Below are 19349 nucleotides of genomic sequence, written 5' to 3'. Positions count from 1 at the left end.
CCCACCTCGTCCGTCGACTGGGATGCGCTGCGCGCGGCCGCCCGCGACGTCATGACCCGCGCCTACGTGCCGTACTCCCGCTTCCCGGTGGGTGCGGCCGCGCTGGTCGACGACGGCCGGGTGATCGTGGGCTGCAACGTCGAGAACGCCGCCTACGGCGTGACGCTCTGCGCCGAGTGCTCCCTCGTCTCCGACCTCGTGGTCGGGGGCGGGGGCGCCTGGTGGCCTTCACGTGCGTCGACTCCCGGGGGCAGACGCTCGCCCCGTGCGGCCGCTGCCGGCAGCTGCTGTGGGAGCACGGCGGTCCCGGTCTCCTCGTCGACACGGCGTGGGCCGGGATCATCCCGATGAGCGAGGTCCTGCCGGGCGCGTTCGGCCCTGACGACCTCGAGGCCGGCACCACCCCCACGCCCTGAGCCACCCGGGTGGCGAGCCGCCCCGGCGCGCCACCTCGACCGGCTCGACCCGCCCGACGCAAGGACGCGTCGTCCGTCCGTCCCACCACGCAACCCCCGAGGAGTCCCCGATCATGGCCGAGCCCTTCGACGCCGTCGACGTCATCCGCACCAAGCGCGACGGCGGTGAGCTCTCCGCGGCCCAGATCGACTGGGTGATCGACGCGTACGTGCGCACCGTCGTCGCGGAGGAGCAGATGGCCGCCCTCGCGATGGCCATCCTGCTGCGCGGCATGAACCGCGCCGAGATCGCCCGCTGGACCGCCGCGATGATCGCGAGCGGTGAGCGGATGGACTTCTCCTCGCTGCGTCACCCCACCTCGGACAAGCACTCCACCGGTGGTGTGGGCGACAAGATCACGCTGCCGCTGGCGCCGCTGGTCGCCGTGTTCGACGTCGCGGTGCCGCAGTTGTCCGGCCGCGGCCTCGGCCACACGGGCGGCACGCTGGACAAGCTCGAGGCGATCCCGGGCTGGCGCGCCGCCCTGACCAACGAGGAGATGATGCGGCAGCTCGACGAGGTCGGCGCCGTCATCTGCCAGGCGGGCTCCGGCCTCGCCCCGGCCGACCGTCGTCTCTACGCGCTGCGCGACGTGACGGGCACGGTCGAGGCCATCCCGCTCATCGCCTCCTCGATCATGAGCAAGAAGATCGCCGAGGGCACCGCCTCGCTCGTCCTCGACGTGAAGGTCGGCTCCGGCGCGTTCATGAAGGACCTCGACCAGGCGCGCGAGCTGGCCCGGACGATGGTCGCGCTCGGCCACGACGCCGGAGTGGACACCCGCGCGCTGCTCACCGACATGTCCACGCCGCTCGGTCTCACCGCCGGCAACGCGATCGAGGTCGCGGAGTCGGTCGAGGTGCTGGCCGGCGGAGGGCCGCAGGACGTCGTCGACCTCACGATCGCGCTCGCGCGCGAGATGCTCGACGCCGCCGGTCGCCCCGACGCCGACCCCGAGGCGGCGCTCAAGGACGGCCGCGCGATGGACGTCTGGAACCGGATGATCCGCGCGCAGGGCGGCGACCCGACGGCGGCGATGCCCGTCGCGAAGGAGAGCGAGACGGTGCTGGCCCCGGCCGACGGCGTCCTGGTCGGGCTCGACGCGCTGGCCGTCGGCGTGGCCGCGTGGCGCCTCGGCGCCGGACGAGCGCGACGCGACGACGTCGTGCAGGCCGGTGCCGGCGTCGTGCTGCACGCCAAGCCGGGCGCCGTCGTCCGCGCGGGCGAGCCGCTGATGACGCTGCTCACCGACACGCCCGACCGCTTCGCGCGGGCCCGGGAGGCCCTGGCCGACGCCGTGACGATCGCCCCCGAGGGCTCGCGCCCCGCGCTGGCCGACGGCGTCGTGCTCGAGCGCATCGTCGCGGAGTAGCCGCATCGTCGGCCGCCGGGCGGCGAGCGCGTCGACGGCGTCGCTGGCCTAGCGTGGTCGTCGTGACCCTGGACTGGAGCGAGACGTGAGCCGGCACCACCTGACCCTGAGCGCCGCCCGCCCGGCGCTGGCCGCGGTCGGGCTGGGGGAGCGGGCCGTGCCCGACCCGGCGCTCGTCGAGGCGCCGCCCCAGCCGGTGGGGCGCCTGGACCGCGAGGCGCCGCTGCTGGCCGTGCAGAAACGGCTGGCGCACGCCCCGCTGCGCGGCGGTCGCGTCGGCGTCCTGCGGTGGAACGGCGACCCCGTGAAGCAGGGGCCCACCTCGTGCGGCGCGATGTCGCTGCTCCTGCTCGCCGCCGCGGGGGACCCGGTCCTCGCCGCGTGGCTCACGACCGGCGTCCGGGTGGGCACGTCGCCGCCGTCCGAGCTGTCGCGGGCCTCGCGCGAGGACCTCGAGGCGCCCACCGTGGCGGGTCGGATCGCCGTCGCCGAGCGGCTGCTGTTCGCCCGGGCGCGCGAGCGCGCGATCGGCCCCGTCACCTGGCCCGCGGCCATCGGCACGCCGCCGTGGACCGCGGCGCGCGAGGCGCGCTTCCGTGGCGTGCGGTTCAGCCACACGGCGGTGCACGACGTCGACGTCGCGCGCACCCGTGCCGTGCTCTCCACGGTCGCGCGGGCGACCGCGCTCGGCATCCCGGTGCCGCTCTACACCGGCGGCGACGTCGCGAAGGGGATCACGACGGCGATCCCGCGCCACGTCGTGCTCGCCGTCCCGAGCGCGCATCCGAAGCCGGGCGAGCTGCGGATCTACGAGCCCGGTGGCGGACGCATCCACTCGGTGGGCATCGAGCAGCTCCTCGCGCGACGGCGGACGCACCCGGCACTGGGGTACTGGACGCACGTGACGTGGGCGCTGCTGCCGGAGTCCGCCTTCGGGCGCTGAGGCGGCGTCCGCCCGCGCCGGTCGGGCACTACCGTTGCCTCATGAGCACCGAGGACAGCTACGACGCCCCGCCCGCCCTCACCGAGGCGATGATCTGCAAGCTCCCCAAGGTGGTGCTGCACGACCACCTCGACGGCGGCCTGCGCCCCACCACCATGATCGAGCTCGCGGAGAAGGTCGGGCACACGCTCCCGGCCACGGACCCCGACGCGCTCGCCGAGTGGTTCGTCACCTCGGCCGACTCCGGGTCGCTCGTGCGCTACCTCGAGACGTTCGAGCACACCATCGCGGTCATGCAGACCGTCGAGGGCCTGCACCGCGTGGCCCGTGACGCCGCGATCGACCTCGCCGCCGACGGCGTCGTCTACGCCGAGCAGCGCTACGCCCCCGAGCAGCACCTGCGCGAGGGGCTGACGCTCCAGGAGGTCGTCGACGCCGTGCAGCAGGGCTTCGACGACGGCGTCGCCGAGGCCGCCGAGGCGGGCCACACGATCACGATCGGCACGCTCATCACCGCGATGCGGCACGCGGACCGCGGCGTCGAGATCGCCGAGCTCGCGCTGGCCAACCGCGACCGCGGCGTCGTCGGGTTCGACATCGCCGGGGCCGAGCTGGGCTTCCCGGCGTCGAACCAGGCGGAGGCCTTCGCGGCGCTGCGCCGCGAGAACTTCCCGTTCACGATCCACGCCGGCGAGGCGGACGGCGCCTCGTCCGTCTGGGACGCCGTGCAGCAGGGCACGCTGCGCCTGGGCCACGGCGTGCGCCTCGTGGAGGACATCGTCCGTCCGGCGCACGAGAGCACCGACCACGCGCAGCTCGGCCGGCTGTCGCAGTGGGTGCTGGACCGTCAGATCCCGCTCGAGGTCGCGCCGTCGTCCAACCTGCAGACGGGCATCGCGGGCACGATCGCCGAGCACCCGGTGACGTTCCTGCGCGACCTGGGCTTCGCCGTCACGATCAACACCGACAACCGCCTCATGTCGGCGACGTCGATGAGCCGCGAGTTCAACCTGCTCGCCGCCGAGGCCGACTGGACGCTCGACGACTTCGAGGAGGCCACGCTCGTGGCCGCGTTCGGCGCGTTCGCGCACCGCGACGTCGTCGAGCGCATCGTCGCCGAGCAGATCGTCCCGGGCTACGAGGCGGCGCGCGCGGAGGGCTGAGCCTCCACACCGCCCGCCCGCGGGAGCGAGGCAACGGCGCCGGCGGCGATCCGATCAGGATCGCCGCCGGCGCCGTTGCGTCGCCCTCGAGGAGCGGGGGTCGCGCTACAGCCCCGTGGCCGCTCGCACGTCGTCGGCGATCGCGGCCAGGCGCGCCTGCGCCAGGGCGCGGGCCCGCTCGACGGCGGTGCCGTGCGCGAGGCTCGCCTCGTCCTCGACGGGGACGACGGCCTCGAGGTAGGCCTTGAGCTTCGGCTCGGTCCCGCTCGGACGGACGATGACGCGCGAGCCGTCCGCCGTCTCGAGCAGCACGCCGTCGGTGCCGGGCACGGTGTACTCGCCGCCGTTGCTCCCGTCCTCGTCGGGCACGGTGAGCCCCTCGACGAGGTCGACCACGCGGGTGACCTCGCTGCCGCCGAGCGAGGCCGGGGGAGCGGCACGAAGCCGACCCATCGCCACGCCGATGAGGCTGAGGTCGGTCACGCGGACGGTGACCGGCGTGGTCGCGTAGAGGCCGTCGCGCCGCGCGAGCGCGTCGAGCTCGCCCTGCAGGTCGCTGCCGCGCTCGCGGGCCTGCGCGAGCAGGTTCACGACGGCGACGGCGGCCGAGATGCCGTCCTTGTCGCGCACGGCCGCGGGCAGCACGCAGTAGCCCAGCGCCTCCTCGTAGCCGAACACGAGGTCGGGCACGCGGGAGATCCACTTGAAGCCGGTGAGCGTCGCGCGGTGGCGCAGGCCGTTCGCGCGGGCGATCGCGGCGAGCTGGCGCGAGGAGACGATCGAGCAGGCGAGCACGGCACTGTTGGCGACGCCGTCGCCGGAACCCGGGGCAGCGGCGACCGCGCGAGCGACCTGCTCGCCCAGCAGTGCGCCGGTCTCGTCACCGCTCAGGCGGCGCCAGCCGCCCTCGGCCGAGGCGTCGGGGATCGCGACGGCGCAGCGGTCGGCGTCGGGGTCGACGGCGATGATCACGTCCGCCTCGAGCTCCCGTGCGCACGCGAACGCCAGGTCCATCGCGCCCGGCTCCTCCGGGTTGGGGAAGGCGACGGTCGGGAAGGCCGGGTCGGGCTCGGCCTGCTCGGCGACGGTGTGCAGGTCGGTCACCCCGGCCGCGACCAGCGCGGAGGTGAGCGTCGCCCCGCCGACGCCGTGCATCGCCGTCGTCACGACGCGGAGCGAGCCCACGCCCGCGTGGGTGGGCCGCCCGGCGAGGGCGGCCAGGTAGGCGGCGTGCACGTCGTCGTCGAGCACGGTCCAGCCCGACTCGGCGCGCGGGATGTCGGCGACCTGCTTGACCGCCGCGATCCCGGCCGCGATGGCGGCGTCGTACGGCGGCACGATCTGGGCGCCCTGACCGGAGTCGGCCACGATGCGGCCGCCGAGGTAGACCTTGTAGCCGTTGTCGGCCGCGGGGTTGTGCGACGCCGTCACCATGACGCCGGCGTCGGCGTCGAGGTGGCGGACCGCGAAGGCGAGCACCGGCGTCGGCCACTCCTGCGGCATGAGGAGGGCCTCGCCGCCGGCGGCCGTGACGACGGCGGCCGTGTCGTGCGCGAAGATCCGGCTGTAGTGGCGGGCGTCGTACCCGATGACGACGCGGGGACGCTCGGCGCCCTGCTCCGCGAGGGCGGCGACGAGGTAGCTCGTCAGCCCGGCGGCCGCCCGCAGCACGACGGCCCGGTTCATGCGGTTGCTGCCGCCGCCGATCGCGCCGCGCAGCCCGGCCGTGCCGAACTGCAGCGTGCCGGAGAAGCGGTCGAGCAGCTCCGCCTCGGCCCCGGTGTCGCCCTGCTCCGCCGCCGTGCACAGCGCGGTGACCTCGGCCGCCGTCGCCTCGTCGGGGTCGTCCAGCACCCAGGCGCGCGCCCGCGAGAGGGCCATCTGCAGGGGCATCAGAGCTTCCGCACGATCGAGGCGAGCAGCGCGCTGATGCGGGGTCCCGCGGCAGCGCCCGCCTCGAGGACCTCCTCGTGCGAGAGCGGGTCGGGCGAGATGCCGGCGGCGGCGTTGGTGACCAGCGAGATGCCGAGGATCTCCATCCCGGCCTGACGGGCCGCGATGGCCTCGAGCGTCGTGCTCATCCCGACGAGGTGGCCGCCGAGCACGCCGGCCATCCGGACCTCGGCGGGCGTCTCGTAGTGGGGGCCGCGGAACTGCACGTACACACCCTCGGCCAGGCTCGGGTCGACCGTGCGGGCCAGCTCGCGCAGACGCGGCGTGTAGAGGTCGGTGAGGTCGACGAAGGTCGCGCCCTCGAGCGGGGAGGCCGCCGTGAGGTTGAGGTGGTCGCTGATCAGGACCGGCGTGCCGGGCTCCCACTCGGGGACGAGCCCGCCGCAGCCGTTCGTGAGGACGACGGTGCGGGCGCCGGCGGCCGCGGCCGTCCGCACCCCGTGGGCGACGCGCCGCACGCCGCGGCCCTCGTAGTAGTGGGTGCGCGAGCCGAGCACCAGGGCGTAGCGGTCCTCGCCGTAGGCGCCCTCGCCGGTGGGGGCGTGCTCGTCGTGGTCGATCCGGATGGAACGGATGGTCGCGCCGTGGCCCGCGACGGCGGGGGCGGTGAAGCCCACGATGTCGGCGGCGGGGATCTCGGCGACCGTCTCGCCCAGCAGGTCGGCGGCGCCGCCCCAGCCGGAGCCGAGCACGAGCGCGACGTCGTGGCGGGTGATCCCCGTGAGGTCCGCGATCTGCCTCGCCGCGGCCTGGGCCACGGCGAACGGGTCGGTGCGGGGGTCGTCGATGTCGAGGGTCGATGCGTTCACTGGTGCACGGTAGCGTCCGCGCCGACGGGAAGCGACACAATGGTGGGCATGACGTCTCCTGCGATCTCCTCGACGCCTGCGGCCACCGGCCCGACCGACGGCAAGCGCGGCGCCTCCCCGACACGGCGCGGCAGCCAGGTCGTGATCGTCGGCGGTGGGCCAGGCGGCTACGAGGCCGCGCTGGTCGCGGCCCAGCTCGAGGCGGACGTGACGCTCGTGGAGCGCCAGGGCCTCGGGGGAGCGGCCGTGCTCACCGATGTCGTTCCGTCCAAGACGTTGATCGCGACGGCGGAGTGGCGCGCGCTGGTGGAGAGCGCCGACGAGCTCGGCATCCACATGGGTGAGCTGCGCAACGCCGCCCTGGAGGTGGACCTCGGCGAGGTCAACGCGCGCGTGCTCGCGCTGGCGAAGCAGCAGTCGGACGACATCCGCACCAACCTCGAGGCGCGCGGGATCCGGGTGGTCGACGGTGAGGGTCGCCTCGCGGCGCCCGACACGGTGACGGTCTCGACGGCGGCCGAGGACGAGATCGAGCTGCACGCCGACGTCGTGCTGCTCGCGACCGGCGCCTCGCCGCGCGTGCTCCCGACGGCGGTGCCCGACGGCGAGCGGATCCTCACCTGGACCCAGGTGTACGGGCTGGACGCTCTGCCCGAGCGGCTGATCGTCGTCGGCTCCGGGGTGACCGGCGCGGAGTTCGCCGGTGCGTTCAGCGCGCTCGGGGTCGACGTCGTGCTGGTCTCCAGCCGCGACCGCGTGCTCCCGGGTGAGGACGCCGACGCGGCGGAGCTGATCGAGAACGCGTTCCGCCGTCGCGGCATGGAGGTGCTGTCGCGGTCCCGGGCGGCCGGCGTCGTGCGCCGCGGCGACGAGGTCGTCGTCTCGCTCGAGGACGGCCGCGAGGTCGTCGGCTCGCACTGCCTGCTCGCCGTCGGCGGGGTGCCGAACACGGCCGGGCTCGGGCTGGACGGCGCCGGCGTCGCGACCACGCCGAGCGGCCACATCACGGTCGACCGCGTCTCCCGCACCACCGTCCGCGGCGTCTACGCGGCCGGCGACGTCACGGGCGTGCTGCCGCTGGCCTCCGTGGCGGCCACGCAGGGACGCATCGCGATGTGGCACGCGCTGGGCGACGCCGTCGCGCCCCTGGACGTGCGCCGCGTGCCGGCGACGGTGTTCACCTCACCCGAGATCGCGACCGTGGGGATCAGCGAGGCCGATGCCGCCGCGCACGACGCCCGCGTCTCCATCGTCCCGCTGGCGCGCAACCCGCGCGCCAAGATGCTCGGCATCCACGAGGGCTTCGTGAAGGTCATCTCGCGCGAGGGGTCGGGGTCGGTGCTGGGCGGTGTCGTGGTGGGGCCGCGCGCGAGCGAGCTCATCCACGTGCTGACGCTCGCCGTCGCGACCCGGACCACGGTGGACCAGCTCGCCAGCGCGATGACGATCTACCCGTCGCTCTCGGGCTCGATCGCCGAGGGCGCGCGCCAGCTCCACACCCCCGTCGTCGACTGACCCCCGCGGCCGGGCCGCCGAGACCGATGCGTGGCAGCCGAGACCGATGCAGCAGGCATCGGTCTCACTTGCCACGCATCGGTCTCACCGGTAGCGCTCGGCTGTCCCCAGACGGGGCGGGGTGGCGGATGTTCACCGTGGGGCCGGGGCGGGCCGCGTCGGGGTCGAGCGGCTGGGACCGTGCTGCCATGACTGACGAGCGACTCACGACACCGTTCGAGCGCACGGCCGACAGACCCGCGGTCCCGCCGCCGGCGTGGCACGACCGGGACGCACCGCGGCGCGGCTATCCGGTGCTCACGCCGACCCTTCCGTCGTTGGTGCGTTTCCGAGGATGCTGGGCGGGCCGCATCGAGGCCGTCCGCTCCGAGCTGATCGGTGTCCGCCGAGGAGTCTTCGTGACCGCGGGGGACGCGGCCCCCGACCCGGAGCTCCTCGCGATCGCCGCCGTCGAGAAGCGACTCACGACCGAGTACGCCTTCAGCCATCGAACCGCCGCGCGCCTCAGCGGCCTCTGGGTCCCGCCCTGGGACGGGTCCGTCCACATCACCCAGGGGGCGAAGCCGGCGGGCCAGGGCCGAGGCGACCGGACCCTCGTGCGCCACCACGTCGACCTTCCGGACGGTGATCTGCGGACGGTGTCGGGCCTGGTCGTCACGTCGCTCGAGCTCACGGCGGTTGACTGCGCTCGCGACCTGACGTGCGTTCAGGCGCTGCCCGTCGTCGACTCCGCCCTGCTCGTGGGAGCTGACAAGGACGTGATGCAGGCGCGGCTCGCGGGGAGCGTCGGCGGACGCGGGGTGCGCGCGGCGCGCGAGACGGTCGACCTCGCGACGGGCCGGATCGGCTCACCCGCCGAGAGCCGGGTGAGGGCCCGTGTCGTCATGGACGGACTCCCACGACCGCAGACGTTGATCCGGGTGGCGACGCCGGACGGCCCGCTCGAGGTCGACCTCGGGTGGGAGGAGGTCAAGGTCGGCATCGAGGTGCACGGACGTGGCAAGTACTCGAGCGGGGCCGATCCCTTCGACGAGGCCGTGCGGCGCGAGCGGCTCTTCGACGTCGGCTGGGCGATCCTCGACGTGCGGACGGACCAGCGCTCCGCGGACTACCTCGCCCGGACGCGCACGGCGCTGCGGCGTCGTGGAGGGCTGGCCTGACCGCTCACCCCGTGCACGAGACCGATGCGTTGCAGGCCAGACCGACGCTGCGGGCATCGGTCTCGCCTGCAACGCATCGGTCTCGACGTGTCTGGCGTATTGCGGTGGACGGCGGCCCGGCGCGCGGGGCAGGGTGGACCCCATGTGGAACTGACCTGCCCCGCGCCCGTGCTCGACGCCGACCCCTGGCAGGTTCCCCATGACATCCACCACCCCCTCCCTCACGCCCGTCCTCGCCGCGCGCGGGGTCTCCTTCGGCTACGCCGGCACGCCCGTGCTCACGGACGTCACGCTCCAGGTCGACCCCGGCCACCGGCTCGGCCTCGTCGGGGAGAACGGCTCGGGCAAGTCGACGCTGCTGCGCCTCCTCGCGGGCACCCTCGACCCCGACGCCGGCGAGATCGTCCGACCGGCCGACGTCGGGCTGCTCGCGCAGGAGCTGCCCTACGCCGGCACGACGGCGGTCGGGGCCGTCGTCGAGGACGCGCTCGCCGACGTGCGCGCGCTCGAGCGGGAGCTCACCGACGCCGGGACGGCGCTCGCGGACGCCGCGCCCGACGACGACGCCCCCGCCGCGCGCTACGAGCGTGCCCTCGCGGCCGCGGAGGCCGCCCAGGTCTGGGACGCCGACGCGCGCGCCGCCGCCACGCTCGGCGGACTCGGGATCGGGGCGCTCGCGACGGACCCGGACCGCGCCGTCGCCACGCTCTCGGGCGGGCAGCGCACCCGCCTCCACCTCGCCTCGCTGCTCATCCGCAGCCCCCGGGTGCTCCTGCTGGACGAGCCCACGAACCACCTCGACGACGACGCCGTCGACTTCCTCGCGGACGTCCTGCGCCGCACGCCAGGCGCCGTCGTGATGGCGAGCCACGACCGGTCCTTCCTCGACGCCGTCGCCACCGGGATCGCCGATCTCGACCCGGCCGCCGGCCCGGTCGGGGCGGCCACCGGGGTCGCCCTCACCGGCGGTGGCTTCACCGACCATCTCGCTGCCCGGGCCGCGGCGCGTACCGCGTGGGAGGAGCGGTACGCCGCGGAGCAGGCGGAGCTCGACGAGCTGCGGCACGCCGTGCGGGTGACCGCGCGCCAGGTCGCCCCCGGCCGCGGTCCCACGGACAACGACAAATTCATCACCAAGTTCAAGGGCGCCCGCGTCGACCGGACGGTCTCGCGGCGGGTCAAGGACGCCGCCGGGCGACTGGCCGACCTCGAGGAACGGCAGGTGCGCAAGCCCCGCACACCGCTGCGGTTCGCCCCGCCCGTCCACCGCGGCGCCCGCCCCGAGGGTCTCCTGGCGTGGGCGCGCGACGTCGTGGTCACCGGCCGTCTCGACATGACCGCCGCGGGCGTCCCCGCCCTGGAGCTCGCGGCCGGGCGCCGACTCCTCCTCACCGGCGGCAACGGCGCCGGGAAGTCGACGCTCCTGCACGTCCTCGCGGGCGACCTCGCGCCCGACGGCGGCACGGTGGGTCGGATGGCCGGCGTCCGGATCGCGCTGCTCGAGCAGGACCTCGCCCTCGCTGGGGAGCGGCGCACGCCGCGCGAGCTGCTCACGCTGCTCGCCCCGTCCCAGCACGCCACCGGCGCCCCGGCACACGACGCCGACACCCCCGTCGACGCCCTCGGCCTCCTCGCGCCGCGCGACCTCGGACGCCCGGTGGGCGACCTCTCCGTCGGCACCCGCCGCCGCGTCGTCCTGGCGATGCTGATGGCCCAGCGGCCCGACGTGCTGCTCCTCGACGAGCCCACCAACCACCTCTCCCTCACGCTCGTGGACGAGCTGGTGGCGGCGCTCGCGGACTGGCCGGGCGCCGTCGTGATGGCCACGCACGACCGCTGGCTGCGCACCCACTGGGACGGCGAGGTCGTGGACCTGGGCGCGTAGGGTCGACGGCGTGACCGACGCCCCCGCCCCCGCCGCGACCCTGCCCGATCTCGCCACGACCGACCCGGTCGAGCTGACCCGCGCCCTGTGCGACCTGCCGTCCGTCAGCGGTGACGAGCGGGCGATCGCCGACGCGATCGAGACCGCGCTGCGGGCCCTGCCCCACCTCGAGGTGCTGCGCGATGGCGACGCCGTCCTCGCGCGCACCACGCTGGGTCGCGCGAGCCGCGTCGTGATCGCGGGCCACATCGACACCGTCCCGGTCCAGGGCAACCTGCCCACGCAGCTGCGCCACGACGACGCCGTCGGTGAGGTGCTGTGGGGACGCGGGACCGTGGACATGAAGGGGGGCGTCGCCGTCGCGCTCCACCTCGCCGCCACGGTGACGGAGCCAGCCGTCGACGTCACCTACGCCTTCTACGACCACGAGGAGGTCGAGGCGGACAAGAACGGTCTCGGCCGCATCGCGCGTCGCCACCCCGCGTGGCTCGCCGCCGACTTCGCGATCCTCGGCGAGCCGACGGCCGGTCACGTCGAGGGCGGCTGCAACGGCACGATGCGGCTCGAGGTCGCCACCACCGGTCGGACGGCGCACTCCGCCCGCGCCTGGCGCGGGCACAACGCGATCCACGACCTGGCGCCCGTGCTCGCGGCGCTCGCGGCCCACGAGAGCGAGACGGTCACGGTCGACGGACTGGACTACCGCGAGGGCCTGAACGCGGTCGGGATCGGCGGCGGGATCGCCGGCAACATGATTCCGGACGCGGCCGTCGTCACCGTGAACTACCGCTTCGCCCCGCACCGCGACGCCGCGGCCGCCGAGGCCTACGTCCGTGCGGTGCTGGCCGACGCCCTCGCCGATCTGCCCGACGTCACGATCACGGTGACCGACGTCGCGGAGGGTGCTCGCCCCGGCCTGGACCACACGGTCGCCGCCGCCTTCGTGCGTGCCGCCGTCGCCGCCACCGGCGCCGAGGTCAACCCGAAGTACGGCTGGACCGACGTCGCCCGCTTCTCCGCGCTCGGCGTCCCCGCCGTCAACTTCGGTCCGGGCGATCCCAACCTCGCCCACGCCGACGACGAGCGCTGCCCGACGGCCCAGATCACCGACGTCGCCGCGGCGCTGCGGGCCTGGCTGGCCCCCGCCTCGTAGGCTGACGTCCCCCTCGACACGGAAGGCATCAACGATGAGCATCCCCGGCAGCGCCCGCCGTACCCACCAGAAGGGCCCGGTCACCCTGCGCGGGCAGATGGTGCCGGCGACGACCACCGACGAACGCCTTCTGAGTAACGACGAGGACTCCTGGGTCCACTCCGACCCGTGGCGCGTGATGCGGATCCAGAGCGAGTTCGTCGAGGGGTTCGGGGCGCTCGCGGAGCTCGGCCCGGCCGTCAGCGTCTTCGGCTCGGCCCGGATCAAGCCCGGTGACGCCGAGTACTCCCTCGCGGAGGAGGTCGCGCGCGAGCTCGTCGAGGCGGGCTACGCCGTCATCACCGGCGGTGGTCCCGGCCTGATGGAGGCCGCGAACAAGGGCGCGCACGAGGCCGGCGGCGTCTCGGTCGGCCTCGGCATCGAGCTCCCGTTCGAGCAGGGGATGAACTCCTTCGTCGACCTCGGCGTCGACTTCCGCTACTTCTTCGTCCGCAAGACGATGTTCGTGAAGTACGCGAGCGGCTTCATCGTGCTGCCCGGCGGCTTCGGCACGTTCGACGAGCTGTTCGAGGCCATCACGCTCGTCCAGACGGGCAAGGTCCGGCAGTTCCCGATCGTGCTCGTGGGCACGGAGTTCTGGGGCGGGCTCCTGGATTGGCTCCGCAGCACGGTCCGCGAGCGCGGTCTGGTGGGCGAGCACGACGTCGACCTGCTGCACCTGGTCGACTCGCCCGCCGAGGCGGTCCGCATCGTCAGCGAGGGTGCCGCGGAGCTCGCGCGCCAGGAGTCCGAGGCGACGGCGGACGCCGCCGCGGAGGGTGCCGAGTAGCCCCTCCGGGGCGTGGCGAGGGTCACCCGCAGGGCCCTGACCGGCACCGACGGTCGATCCGGGCCGCGGACGGGCCACCCGACGGGCGCGTCCCGTGTCCTACAATGGTTGCGCCAGTCGGTGACCAGGGGGTCACTGTCGGCAACGGCGTCCATCGGGGACACCGACTACGACGGAGGGACTCCCAACGATGGCGGCCATGAAGCCCAGGACGGGTGACGGACCACTCGAGGTCACCAAGGAAGGCCGCGGCATCGTCATGCGCGTGCCGCTCGAGGGTGGCGGCCGCCTGGTCGTCGAGCTGAAGGCCGACGAGGCCGAGGCACTCAAGGACGCCCTCACCGGCGTCGTCGGCTGACACCGACATCCCGTCCGCGGTCATGGCCGAGCAGCTCACTGCCGCCCTGCCCGGGACGGACGTCCTCGGCTCCACCCTCGAACGTGCTGCGCGCGAGGGGAGTGGGACGCCATCGCCGTCCCCGTCGCTCCCGGTGAGGACGACGAGGGGGTGCAGCCCCGGACCGGTACCGCTGACGCCGCGGTGATGTACGGCGTCGACCTGGCCGACCTCGCGGACCTGACCGGCGCGACGGGTGCGGCCGGCGACGTCGTCGTCGTGCCGCTGCCGACGCTGCTCGTCGGTTCGGCCGTGTGGGCGTCGCTGCCCCGCCGCCTCGTGCTGGTGGGCGTCGGTGACTCCGGCACGACGGCGTTGCGCACCGCGGGTGCGGCGCTCGCCCGGGCGGTCACCGGCCGGGTGCTCACCACCGTCGGCCTCGAGGCCCGCCGCACGCGCGGGCAGGACTCGGTGCCCGGGGTGACGGCGTTCGTCGAGGGGGCGCTGCTCGCCTCGACCTCCGCCTACCGGCAGAAGTCCTCGGCCCCGCCGCCACGGCTGGACTCCCTGACGTTCGCCGCCGGCAAGGACGCCGAGCGCGTCGGTCGCAGCGCGGACGAGGGCGTGGCGCTCGCCCGCGGCACCATGATCGCCCGCACCCTGGCCGCCACCCCGGCCGCCGTCGCGACCCCCGCCTGGATCGCCGACCGCGCCGTCGAGCTGGCCGACGCCGAGCCGACCCTGACCGTCGAGGTCCACGACGAGACGTGGCTGGCCGAGCAGGGCTTCGCCTCGGTCGTCGCCGTGGGCGCCGAGTCCCCGAACCCGCCCCGCCTCGTCGTCGTGACGCACGATCCTGACCAGGCGGCGACGACGCCTGCCTCGGGCGAGCCCCGGACCGTCGTCGTGGTCGGCAAGGGGATCACGTACGACACCGGCGGCCTCGCGCTGAAGCCGCGCGAGTCCATGGTGGCGATGAAGACCGACATGACGGGCGCCGCCGTCGCGCTGGCGACCGTCGTCACGGCCGCCCGCCTCGGCGTCGGCCACCGCGTCGTCGCGGTGCTCCCGCTCGCGGAGAACGCCATCGGGGCCGCGGCCTACCGGCCGGGCGACGTCGTGCGGACCTGGGACGGCACCACCGTCGAGATCGGCAACACCGACGCCGAGGGCCGGATGGTCCTGGCCGACGCGCTGGCGTGGGCCGCCGACACCCTCGAGCCCGACACGATCCTCGACGTCGCGACCCTCACCGGGGCGGCGACCGCCGCGCTGGGCCGCACGCACGCCGCCCTCTTCACCGCCGACGACGTCGCGGCCGCGGCGCTGTCCGCCGTCGGCGAGACCGCGGGGGAGCGCGTCTGGCGCCTGCCGATGGTGGCGGACTACGCCGCGGCGCTGGACTCCGCCGTCGCGGACGTGAGCCACGTGAGCACGGACCCGACCATGAGGGCGGGCGCCGTCACGGCCGCGCTGTTCCTGGAGCGGTTCGCCCACGGGCGACGCTGGATCCACCTCGACATCGCGGGCCCGGCCCGCTCGCCGAAGGCGTCGAGGGAGCTCCCGACGGGCGCCACCGGCTTCGGCGTGCGCCTGCTGACGCGCTGGCTGCGCGACCTCTGACCCGGGCCCGGACCTCGAGAACGCTCCGGCTCGCGGCTGTGGAGCCTGAGCCGCGAGCCGGAGCGTTCTCGAGGGAGCGAAGGGGTCCTGGCTAGCGCTTGACCGCGAGCAGCAGGCCGCCGCCGGTCGGGACGAGCGAGACCACCACGTCCTCGTCGTTGCCGAGCTGGCGCACGAGCTCCCGCACGGCCACCGTGTCGGCGTCGCGGCGAGCCGGGTCGGCCACGCGGTCGAACCAGAGCGCGCGGGTGACGGCGAGCGTCCCGCCCGGGCGCAGCAGCCGCTTGGCCTGGGCCACGAGGTCGGTGAGGTCGCCGACCTCGGTGTCGATGAGCACGAGGTCGTACGAGCTGTCCGCGAGCCGGGGGAGCACCTCGAGCGCTCGACCGGCGATCGTGCGGGTCCGCGACGAGGGAACACCGGCGGCGGCGAACGCGGTGCGCGCCTCGCGCTGGTACTCGACCTCGACGTCGATCGTCGTCAGGACGCCGTCCCTGGCCATCCCCTCGAGCAGCCACACGCCGCTGACGCCCGTCCCCGTGCCGATCTCGACGACGTGCTTCGCCTGCGCCGTCGCGGCGAGCACGCGCAGCAGCGCGCCGGTGGCGGGGCTGACCGCCTCGATCCCGAACTCGGCGGCACGCTCGCGCGCCGCTGCGGCGGCCTCGGGCTCGACCGCGAGCTCCTCGGTGTACGCCCAGCTCTGGGCCTTGTCGGCCCGGTCGGCTGATGCCATGGGGAGGCTCCTCTCGTCGTCGTTCATCGTAGGTGGCGGCACGGTCCGCCCGCGTCCGGGCGCGCCGCACGTGCCGCCCGTTCCGCCAGCAGCCGTCAGGCGCTCCGGCACGTAGACTCGAGGCCTTCCGACGATAGGACTTCCGTGCAGGCCGAGGAGTGGCAGCCGCCCACCTGGGACGAGATCGTGCGCCAGTACACCCCGCAGGTGTACCGGCTGGCCTACCGGCTCACCGGCCAGGTGGCCGACGCCGAGGACCTCACCCAGGAGGTCTTCCTGCGCGTCTTCCGGTCGCTCGACTCCTACACGCCGGGAACGTTCGGGGGCTGGTTGCACCGCATCACCACGAACCTCTTCCTGGACCAGGTCCGTCGCAAGGCGCGCAACAAGACCTCGGCCCTGGGCGAGTACGACGCCGACGTCCCGCGCGCCGCCCGCGCGGACGAGCCCGAGCGCGGGTTCGAGATCGGCAACCTCGACGTCGACATCCAGGCCGCGCTCGACGAGCTCCCGCCGGAGTACCGCGCCGCCGTCGTGCTGCGGGACATCGAGGACCTCACCTACGACGAGATCGCCGACGTCCTCGGCATCTCGCTCGGCACCGTGCGTTCGCGCATCCACCGTGGTCGCGCCCGCCTGCGGGCGTCGCTCGCGCACCGCTCGCCCGAGCTCGTGCGCGGCGCCCCGGAGACGCCGCCGACGGAGCGACTCGGTCTGCCGCGGCCGCGCTTCGCCCCGGGGGGTGCGCAGTGATGTGGCCGTTCGGACATCTCGGCGACGACGCCGGGGCGCTCGCCGACGGCAGCCTCGACGAGGCGGGTGAGGCGCGGGCCCGCGCCCACCTGGACGGCTGCGACGCGTGCACGGACCTGGTGCGTCAGCAGCAGCGGCAGCGTCGCCTGACCTCGTCGCTCGGCGCCGTCGAGGTGCCCACCAGCCTGCAGGACCGCCTGCTCGCGCTGACGGCCGCCGACGCCGCCGACGCCGGGACCGACCGACCGCGCGCCCCGTGGGAGTCGACGCCGCGTCGTTCCCCGATCCGCCTGGTGGCCGTCGCCGCCGTCTCCGTGATGGGGCTCGGCGTGGTCGCGGGCGGCTCGCTCGTCGTGCTCGGCGCCTCGCGCACCACCTCGCCCGAGCGCCTCACGGCCCTCGCGGCCGAGCCGATGCCCGGCGGCGCGGACGCCGTCGTCGTCGAGACCTCCGACGGTGGCACCGACGCCTGGCCCACGGGCTGGACCTCGCCAGCTGAGCTGCCCACCGGCACCGAGCTCGTGACCGTCTCCGAGCTGTCCTCGGGCGACCTCCGGGTCGAGCTGAGCGTCGAGGGCGAGGCCGTGACGGTGCTCGAGACCCACGGCGTCGTCGACCTCACCGACGTCGAGGTGACACGCAGCGTGCGGGTCGGGCAGCTCGAGGTCCATCTCGTCGGGGACTGGTGGCTGACGCAGGCCGGTGGCGAGGTCGTCGCCGTCACGTCGACGGACGAGGACCTCAGCCTGTCGGTGATCCGCGAGTTCGACGCCTCGGGCGCGCCCGGGGTGCTCGAGAGCCTGTCGCGCGGCTGGCAGGTGATCGCCGGTGGCTGAGCCGCCCCGTCCCACCCCGCCGCGTCCCACCCCGCCGCAGGACTCCTGGCCCTGGCCGACGCCGGAGCAGGGGTCGCACCCGACCCAGACGCTCCCGCAGCCCGGACTCGATCCGCAGCAGCCGCTCGGCTCCTCGGGCGCCGGACCGCAGTGGCCCCTGCCCGACGGCGGAGGCCCCGCCCCCGAGTCTCCGTCGCGCCGCAGCGCACGTCGCCAGCGACGCGTCAGGTCGCCCCGGCAGGGCGTCGGCCGCGGTGTCGTCGCCGCGACGGCGGTGCTCGCGCTGGTCGTCGGCACCCTGCTCGGCCTCGTGCTCGCCCCGCAGTTCGGGATCGAGACGGTCCCGGACGCGGCCCCCGCGCCGACGTCCAGCCCGCCGCCGTCGTCGGCGCCCTCCACGCTCGTCCCGCCGGCACCCAGCACGCCGGACGAGGGCGGCGCGCCCTCCGGCGCCGCCGACATCTCGGCCATCGCGGCGCAGGCGCTGCCCTCGACGGTCGCCATCGAGGTCCGCTCGGCCGACGCGGGCTCCAGCGGCTCCGGCTTCGTGCTCCGCGAGGACGGCCACATCCTCACCAACGCCCACGTCGTCGCCGCGGCGGTCGACGGCGGGGCCGAGCTCACCGTCGTGTTCAGCAACGGCGAGCAGGCCCCCGCGACGGTCGTCGGCGTGACGAGCGACTACGACCTCGCCGTCATCAAGGTCGACGTGCAGGGGCTCGTCCCGCTCGCCCTCGGCGACTCCGACGAGGTCAGGGTCGGCGAGACAGTCGTCGCCGTCGGCGCCCCGCTGGGGCTCCAGGGCACCGTGACGGCCGGGATCGTGAGCGCGCTCAATCGCCCGGTCCAGGCCGGCGACGCCGAGCAGACCTCCTTCATCAACGCGATCCAGACCGACGCGGCGATCAACCCCGGCAACTCCGGCGGCCCGCTGCTCGACGACCAGGGCCGCGTCATCGGCATCAACTCGGCGATCGCGCAGCCGCCCGGTCAGAACGCCGCCGGCAGCATCGGCCTCGGGTTCGCCATCCCGAGCAACCAGGCGCGACGGACCGCCGAGCAGCTCATCGCCAACGGCTTCGCCACCTACCCCGTGATCGGGGTCCTGCTGGACTCCGGCTACCAGGGCGTCGGGGTCAAGGTCTCGGACGCGGCGTCCAACGGCGTCGAGCCCGTCACGCCGGGCGGCGCGGCCGAGGCGGCGGGCATCCTCGCCGGCGACGTGATCGTCGCGATCGACGGCGTCCCGCTCACGGTGCCCGACGAGCTGATCGTCGCGATCCGTGCGCGGGCCCCGGGCGACACCGTCGTGCTCACGGTGCGCGAGAGCGCCGGGGACCGCGACGTCGCGGTCGTGCTGGGCGAGGAGCGGAGCTCCTAGATGATCGGCTCCATCAACGGCTGGGAGGTCGGCATCCTCCTGGTGGTGGTGCTGCTGGTGGTCGGACCCGAGCGCCTGCCCGCCTACGCCGCTCAGCTCGGCCGGATCGTGCGCGAGGTGCGTGCCATCGCCCGTGGCGCGACCGACCGGGTCCGCGAGGAGCTGGGCGACAGCTTCGACGACCTGAAGGACCTCGACCCGCGGCAGTACGACCCGCGCCGGATCGTGCGCGAGGCGCTGCTCGACGACCCGAGGCCGGCGCCGGGCGCTGCCGGTGCGGCGGGGGCCGTCGGGGCCGGGGCAGCCGCGGGAGCTGCTGCGGGCGGGGCGGCGTCCTCGACGCGGAAGCCGCCGTCGCGCTACGTCCCTCCCGCGTCCTCGCAGCGCCCGGCCACGCCGTCGGGCCCGGCCCCGTTCGACGACGAGGCGACCTGAGCCGGAGCGC

General features: G+C 75.0%; 16 protein-coding genes and 2 pseudogenes. 15 read left to right on the top strand and 3 right to left on the bottom strand.

Features of this window, described 5'->3' with window-relative positions; translation table 11 throughout:
- The first annotated feature begins 51 nt into the window (after positions 1-51).
- From C8046_RS06430 to C8046_RS06415, 4 genes and pseudogenes are all read left to right on the top strand, one after another.
- Positions 52-416 (top strand): annotated as a pseudogene (locus C8046_RS06430) (cytidine deaminase).
- 113 nt (positions 417-529) lie between these two features.
- Positions 530-1828, top strand: a complete 1299-nt coding sequence (locus tag C8046_RS06425) for a thymidine phosphorylase (protein ID WP_109228726.1) — start codon at positions 530-532, stop codon at positions 1826-1828.
- A gap of 85 nt (positions 1829-1913) precedes the next feature.
- Complete coding sequence (locus C8046_RS06420; protein WP_109228725.1) at positions 1914-2771, top strand: hypothetical protein; 858 nt, start codon at positions 1914-1916, stop codon at positions 2769-2771.
- 41 nt (positions 2772-2812) lie between these two features.
- Positions 2813-3934: an adenosine deaminase gene (locus C8046_RS06415; protein ID WP_109228724.1), complete on the top strand. Its 1122-nt coding sequence runs from the start codon at positions 2813-2815 to the stop codon at positions 3932-3934.
- Between the two features lie 105 nt (positions 3935-4039).
- Here the strand turns inward: C8046_RS06415 and C8046_RS06410 are convergent, their stop codons facing one another.
- Together C8046_RS06410 and C8046_RS06405 are read right to left on the bottom strand one after the other, a co-directional pair.
- Positions 4040-5827, bottom strand: coding sequence for a phospho-sugar mutase (locus tag C8046_RS06410; protein WP_199224404.1), 1788 nt, complete (start codon positions 5825-5827; stop codon positions 4040-4042).
- Positions 5827-6696, bottom strand: coding sequence for a purine-nucleoside phosphorylase (locus C8046_RS06405; protein WP_109228723.1), 870 nt, complete (start codon positions 6694-6696; stop codon positions 5827-5829). Before C8046_RS06405 ends, C8046_RS06410 begins: the two co-directional genes overlap by 1 nt.
- Before the next feature lie 48 nt (positions 6697-6744).
- On the opposite strand from C8046_RS06405, the gene C8046_RS06400 reads away from it, so the two are divergent.
- From C8046_RS06400 to C8046_RS06370, 7 genes are all read left to right on the top strand, one after another.
- Positions 6745-8211, top strand: coding sequence for an NAD(P)H-quinone dehydrogenase (locus tag C8046_RS06400; RefSeq protein ID WP_109228722.1), 1467 nt, complete (start codon positions 6745-6747; stop codon positions 8209-8211).
- A 188-nt stretch (positions 8212-8399) separates the two neighbouring features.
- A complete protein-coding gene (locus tag C8046_RS06395; RefSeq protein ID WP_109228721.1) occupies positions 8400-9371 on the top strand; it encodes a hypothetical protein in 972 nt (323 codons plus the stop codon).
- 199 nt (positions 9372-9570) lie between these two features.
- Positions 9571-11256 carry an ABC-F family ATP-binding cassette domain-containing protein gene (locus C8046_RS06390; protein ID WP_109228720.1) on the top strand — a complete coding sequence of 562 codons (1686 nt, stop codon included), beginning with the start codon at positions 9571-9573 and terminating at the stop codon, positions 11254-11256.
- A gap of 10 nt (positions 11257-11266) precedes the next feature.
- Positions 11267-12409 (top strand): succinyl-diaminopimelate desuccinylase, encoded by a 1143-nt coding sequence (gene dapE, locus C8046_RS06385; protein WP_109228719.1) that lies wholly within the window; start codon positions 11267-11269, stop codon positions 12407-12409.
- Positions 12410-12443: 34 nt separating this feature from the next.
- The gene (locus C8046_RS06380; RefSeq protein ID WP_109228718.1) at positions 12444-13238 is read left to right on the top strand and encodes a TIGR00730 family Rossman fold protein; all 795 of its coding nucleotides are present in this window, start codon (positions 12444-12446) and stop codon (positions 13236-13238) included.
- Between the two features lie 190 nt (positions 13239-13428).
- Entirely contained in the window at positions 13429-13596 is a 168-nt protein-coding gene (locus C8046_RS06375; protein ID WP_109228717.1) for a DUF3117 domain-containing protein, read from the top strand.
- 150 nt (positions 13597-13746) lie between these two features.
- Positions 13747-15198, top strand: coding sequence for a leucyl aminopeptidase family protein (locus tag C8046_RS06370; RefSeq protein ID WP_235866164.1), 1452 nt, complete (start codon positions 13747-13749; stop codon positions 15196-15198).
- A gap of 91 nt (positions 15199-15289) precedes the next feature.
- Here C8046_RS06370 and C8046_RS06365 read toward each other — a convergent pair whose 3' ends face one another.
- Positions 15290-15934: an O-methyltransferase gene (locus C8046_RS06365; protein WP_109228716.1), complete on the bottom strand. Its 645-nt coding sequence runs from the start codon at positions 15932-15934 to the stop codon at positions 15290-15292.
- Between the two features lie 99 nt (positions 15935-16033).
- Between C8046_RS06365 and sigE the strand changes: the two are divergent.
- The 4 genes and pseudogenes from sigE to C8046_RS06345 all read left to right on the top strand — a co-directional run.
- Positions 16034-16687, top strand: a pseudogene (sigE, locus tag C8046_RS06360) (RNA polymerase sigma factor SigE); the annotation flags it as partial.
- Entirely contained in the window at positions 16687-17523 is an 837-nt protein-coding gene (locus tag C8046_RS06355; RefSeq protein ID WP_109228715.1) for an anti-sigma factor family protein, read from the top strand. The pseudogene sigE and the gene C8046_RS06355, both read left to right, overlap by 1 nt.
- Positions 17516-18904: a S1C family serine protease gene (locus tag C8046_RS06350; RefSeq protein WP_109228714.1), complete on the top strand. Its 1389-nt coding sequence runs from the start codon at positions 17516-17518 to the stop codon at positions 18902-18904. Before C8046_RS06355 ends, C8046_RS06350 begins: the two co-directional genes overlap by 8 nt.
- A complete protein-coding gene (locus C8046_RS06345) occupies positions 18905-19339 on the top strand; it encodes a twin-arginine translocase TatA/TatE family subunit (protein WP_109228713.1) in 435 nt (144 codons plus the stop codon).
- The last annotated feature ends 10 nt before the right edge of the window (positions 19340-19349 follow it).

Source organism: Serinibacter arcticus, from assembly GCF_003121705.1.
Taxonomy (GTDB): domain Bacteria; phylum Actinomycetota; class Actinomycetes; order Actinomycetales; family Beutenbergiaceae; genus Litorihabitans.
The sequence above is the reverse complement of the archived record's forward strand: the minus strand, read 5'-3'. Positions and strand labels throughout refer to the sequence as shown.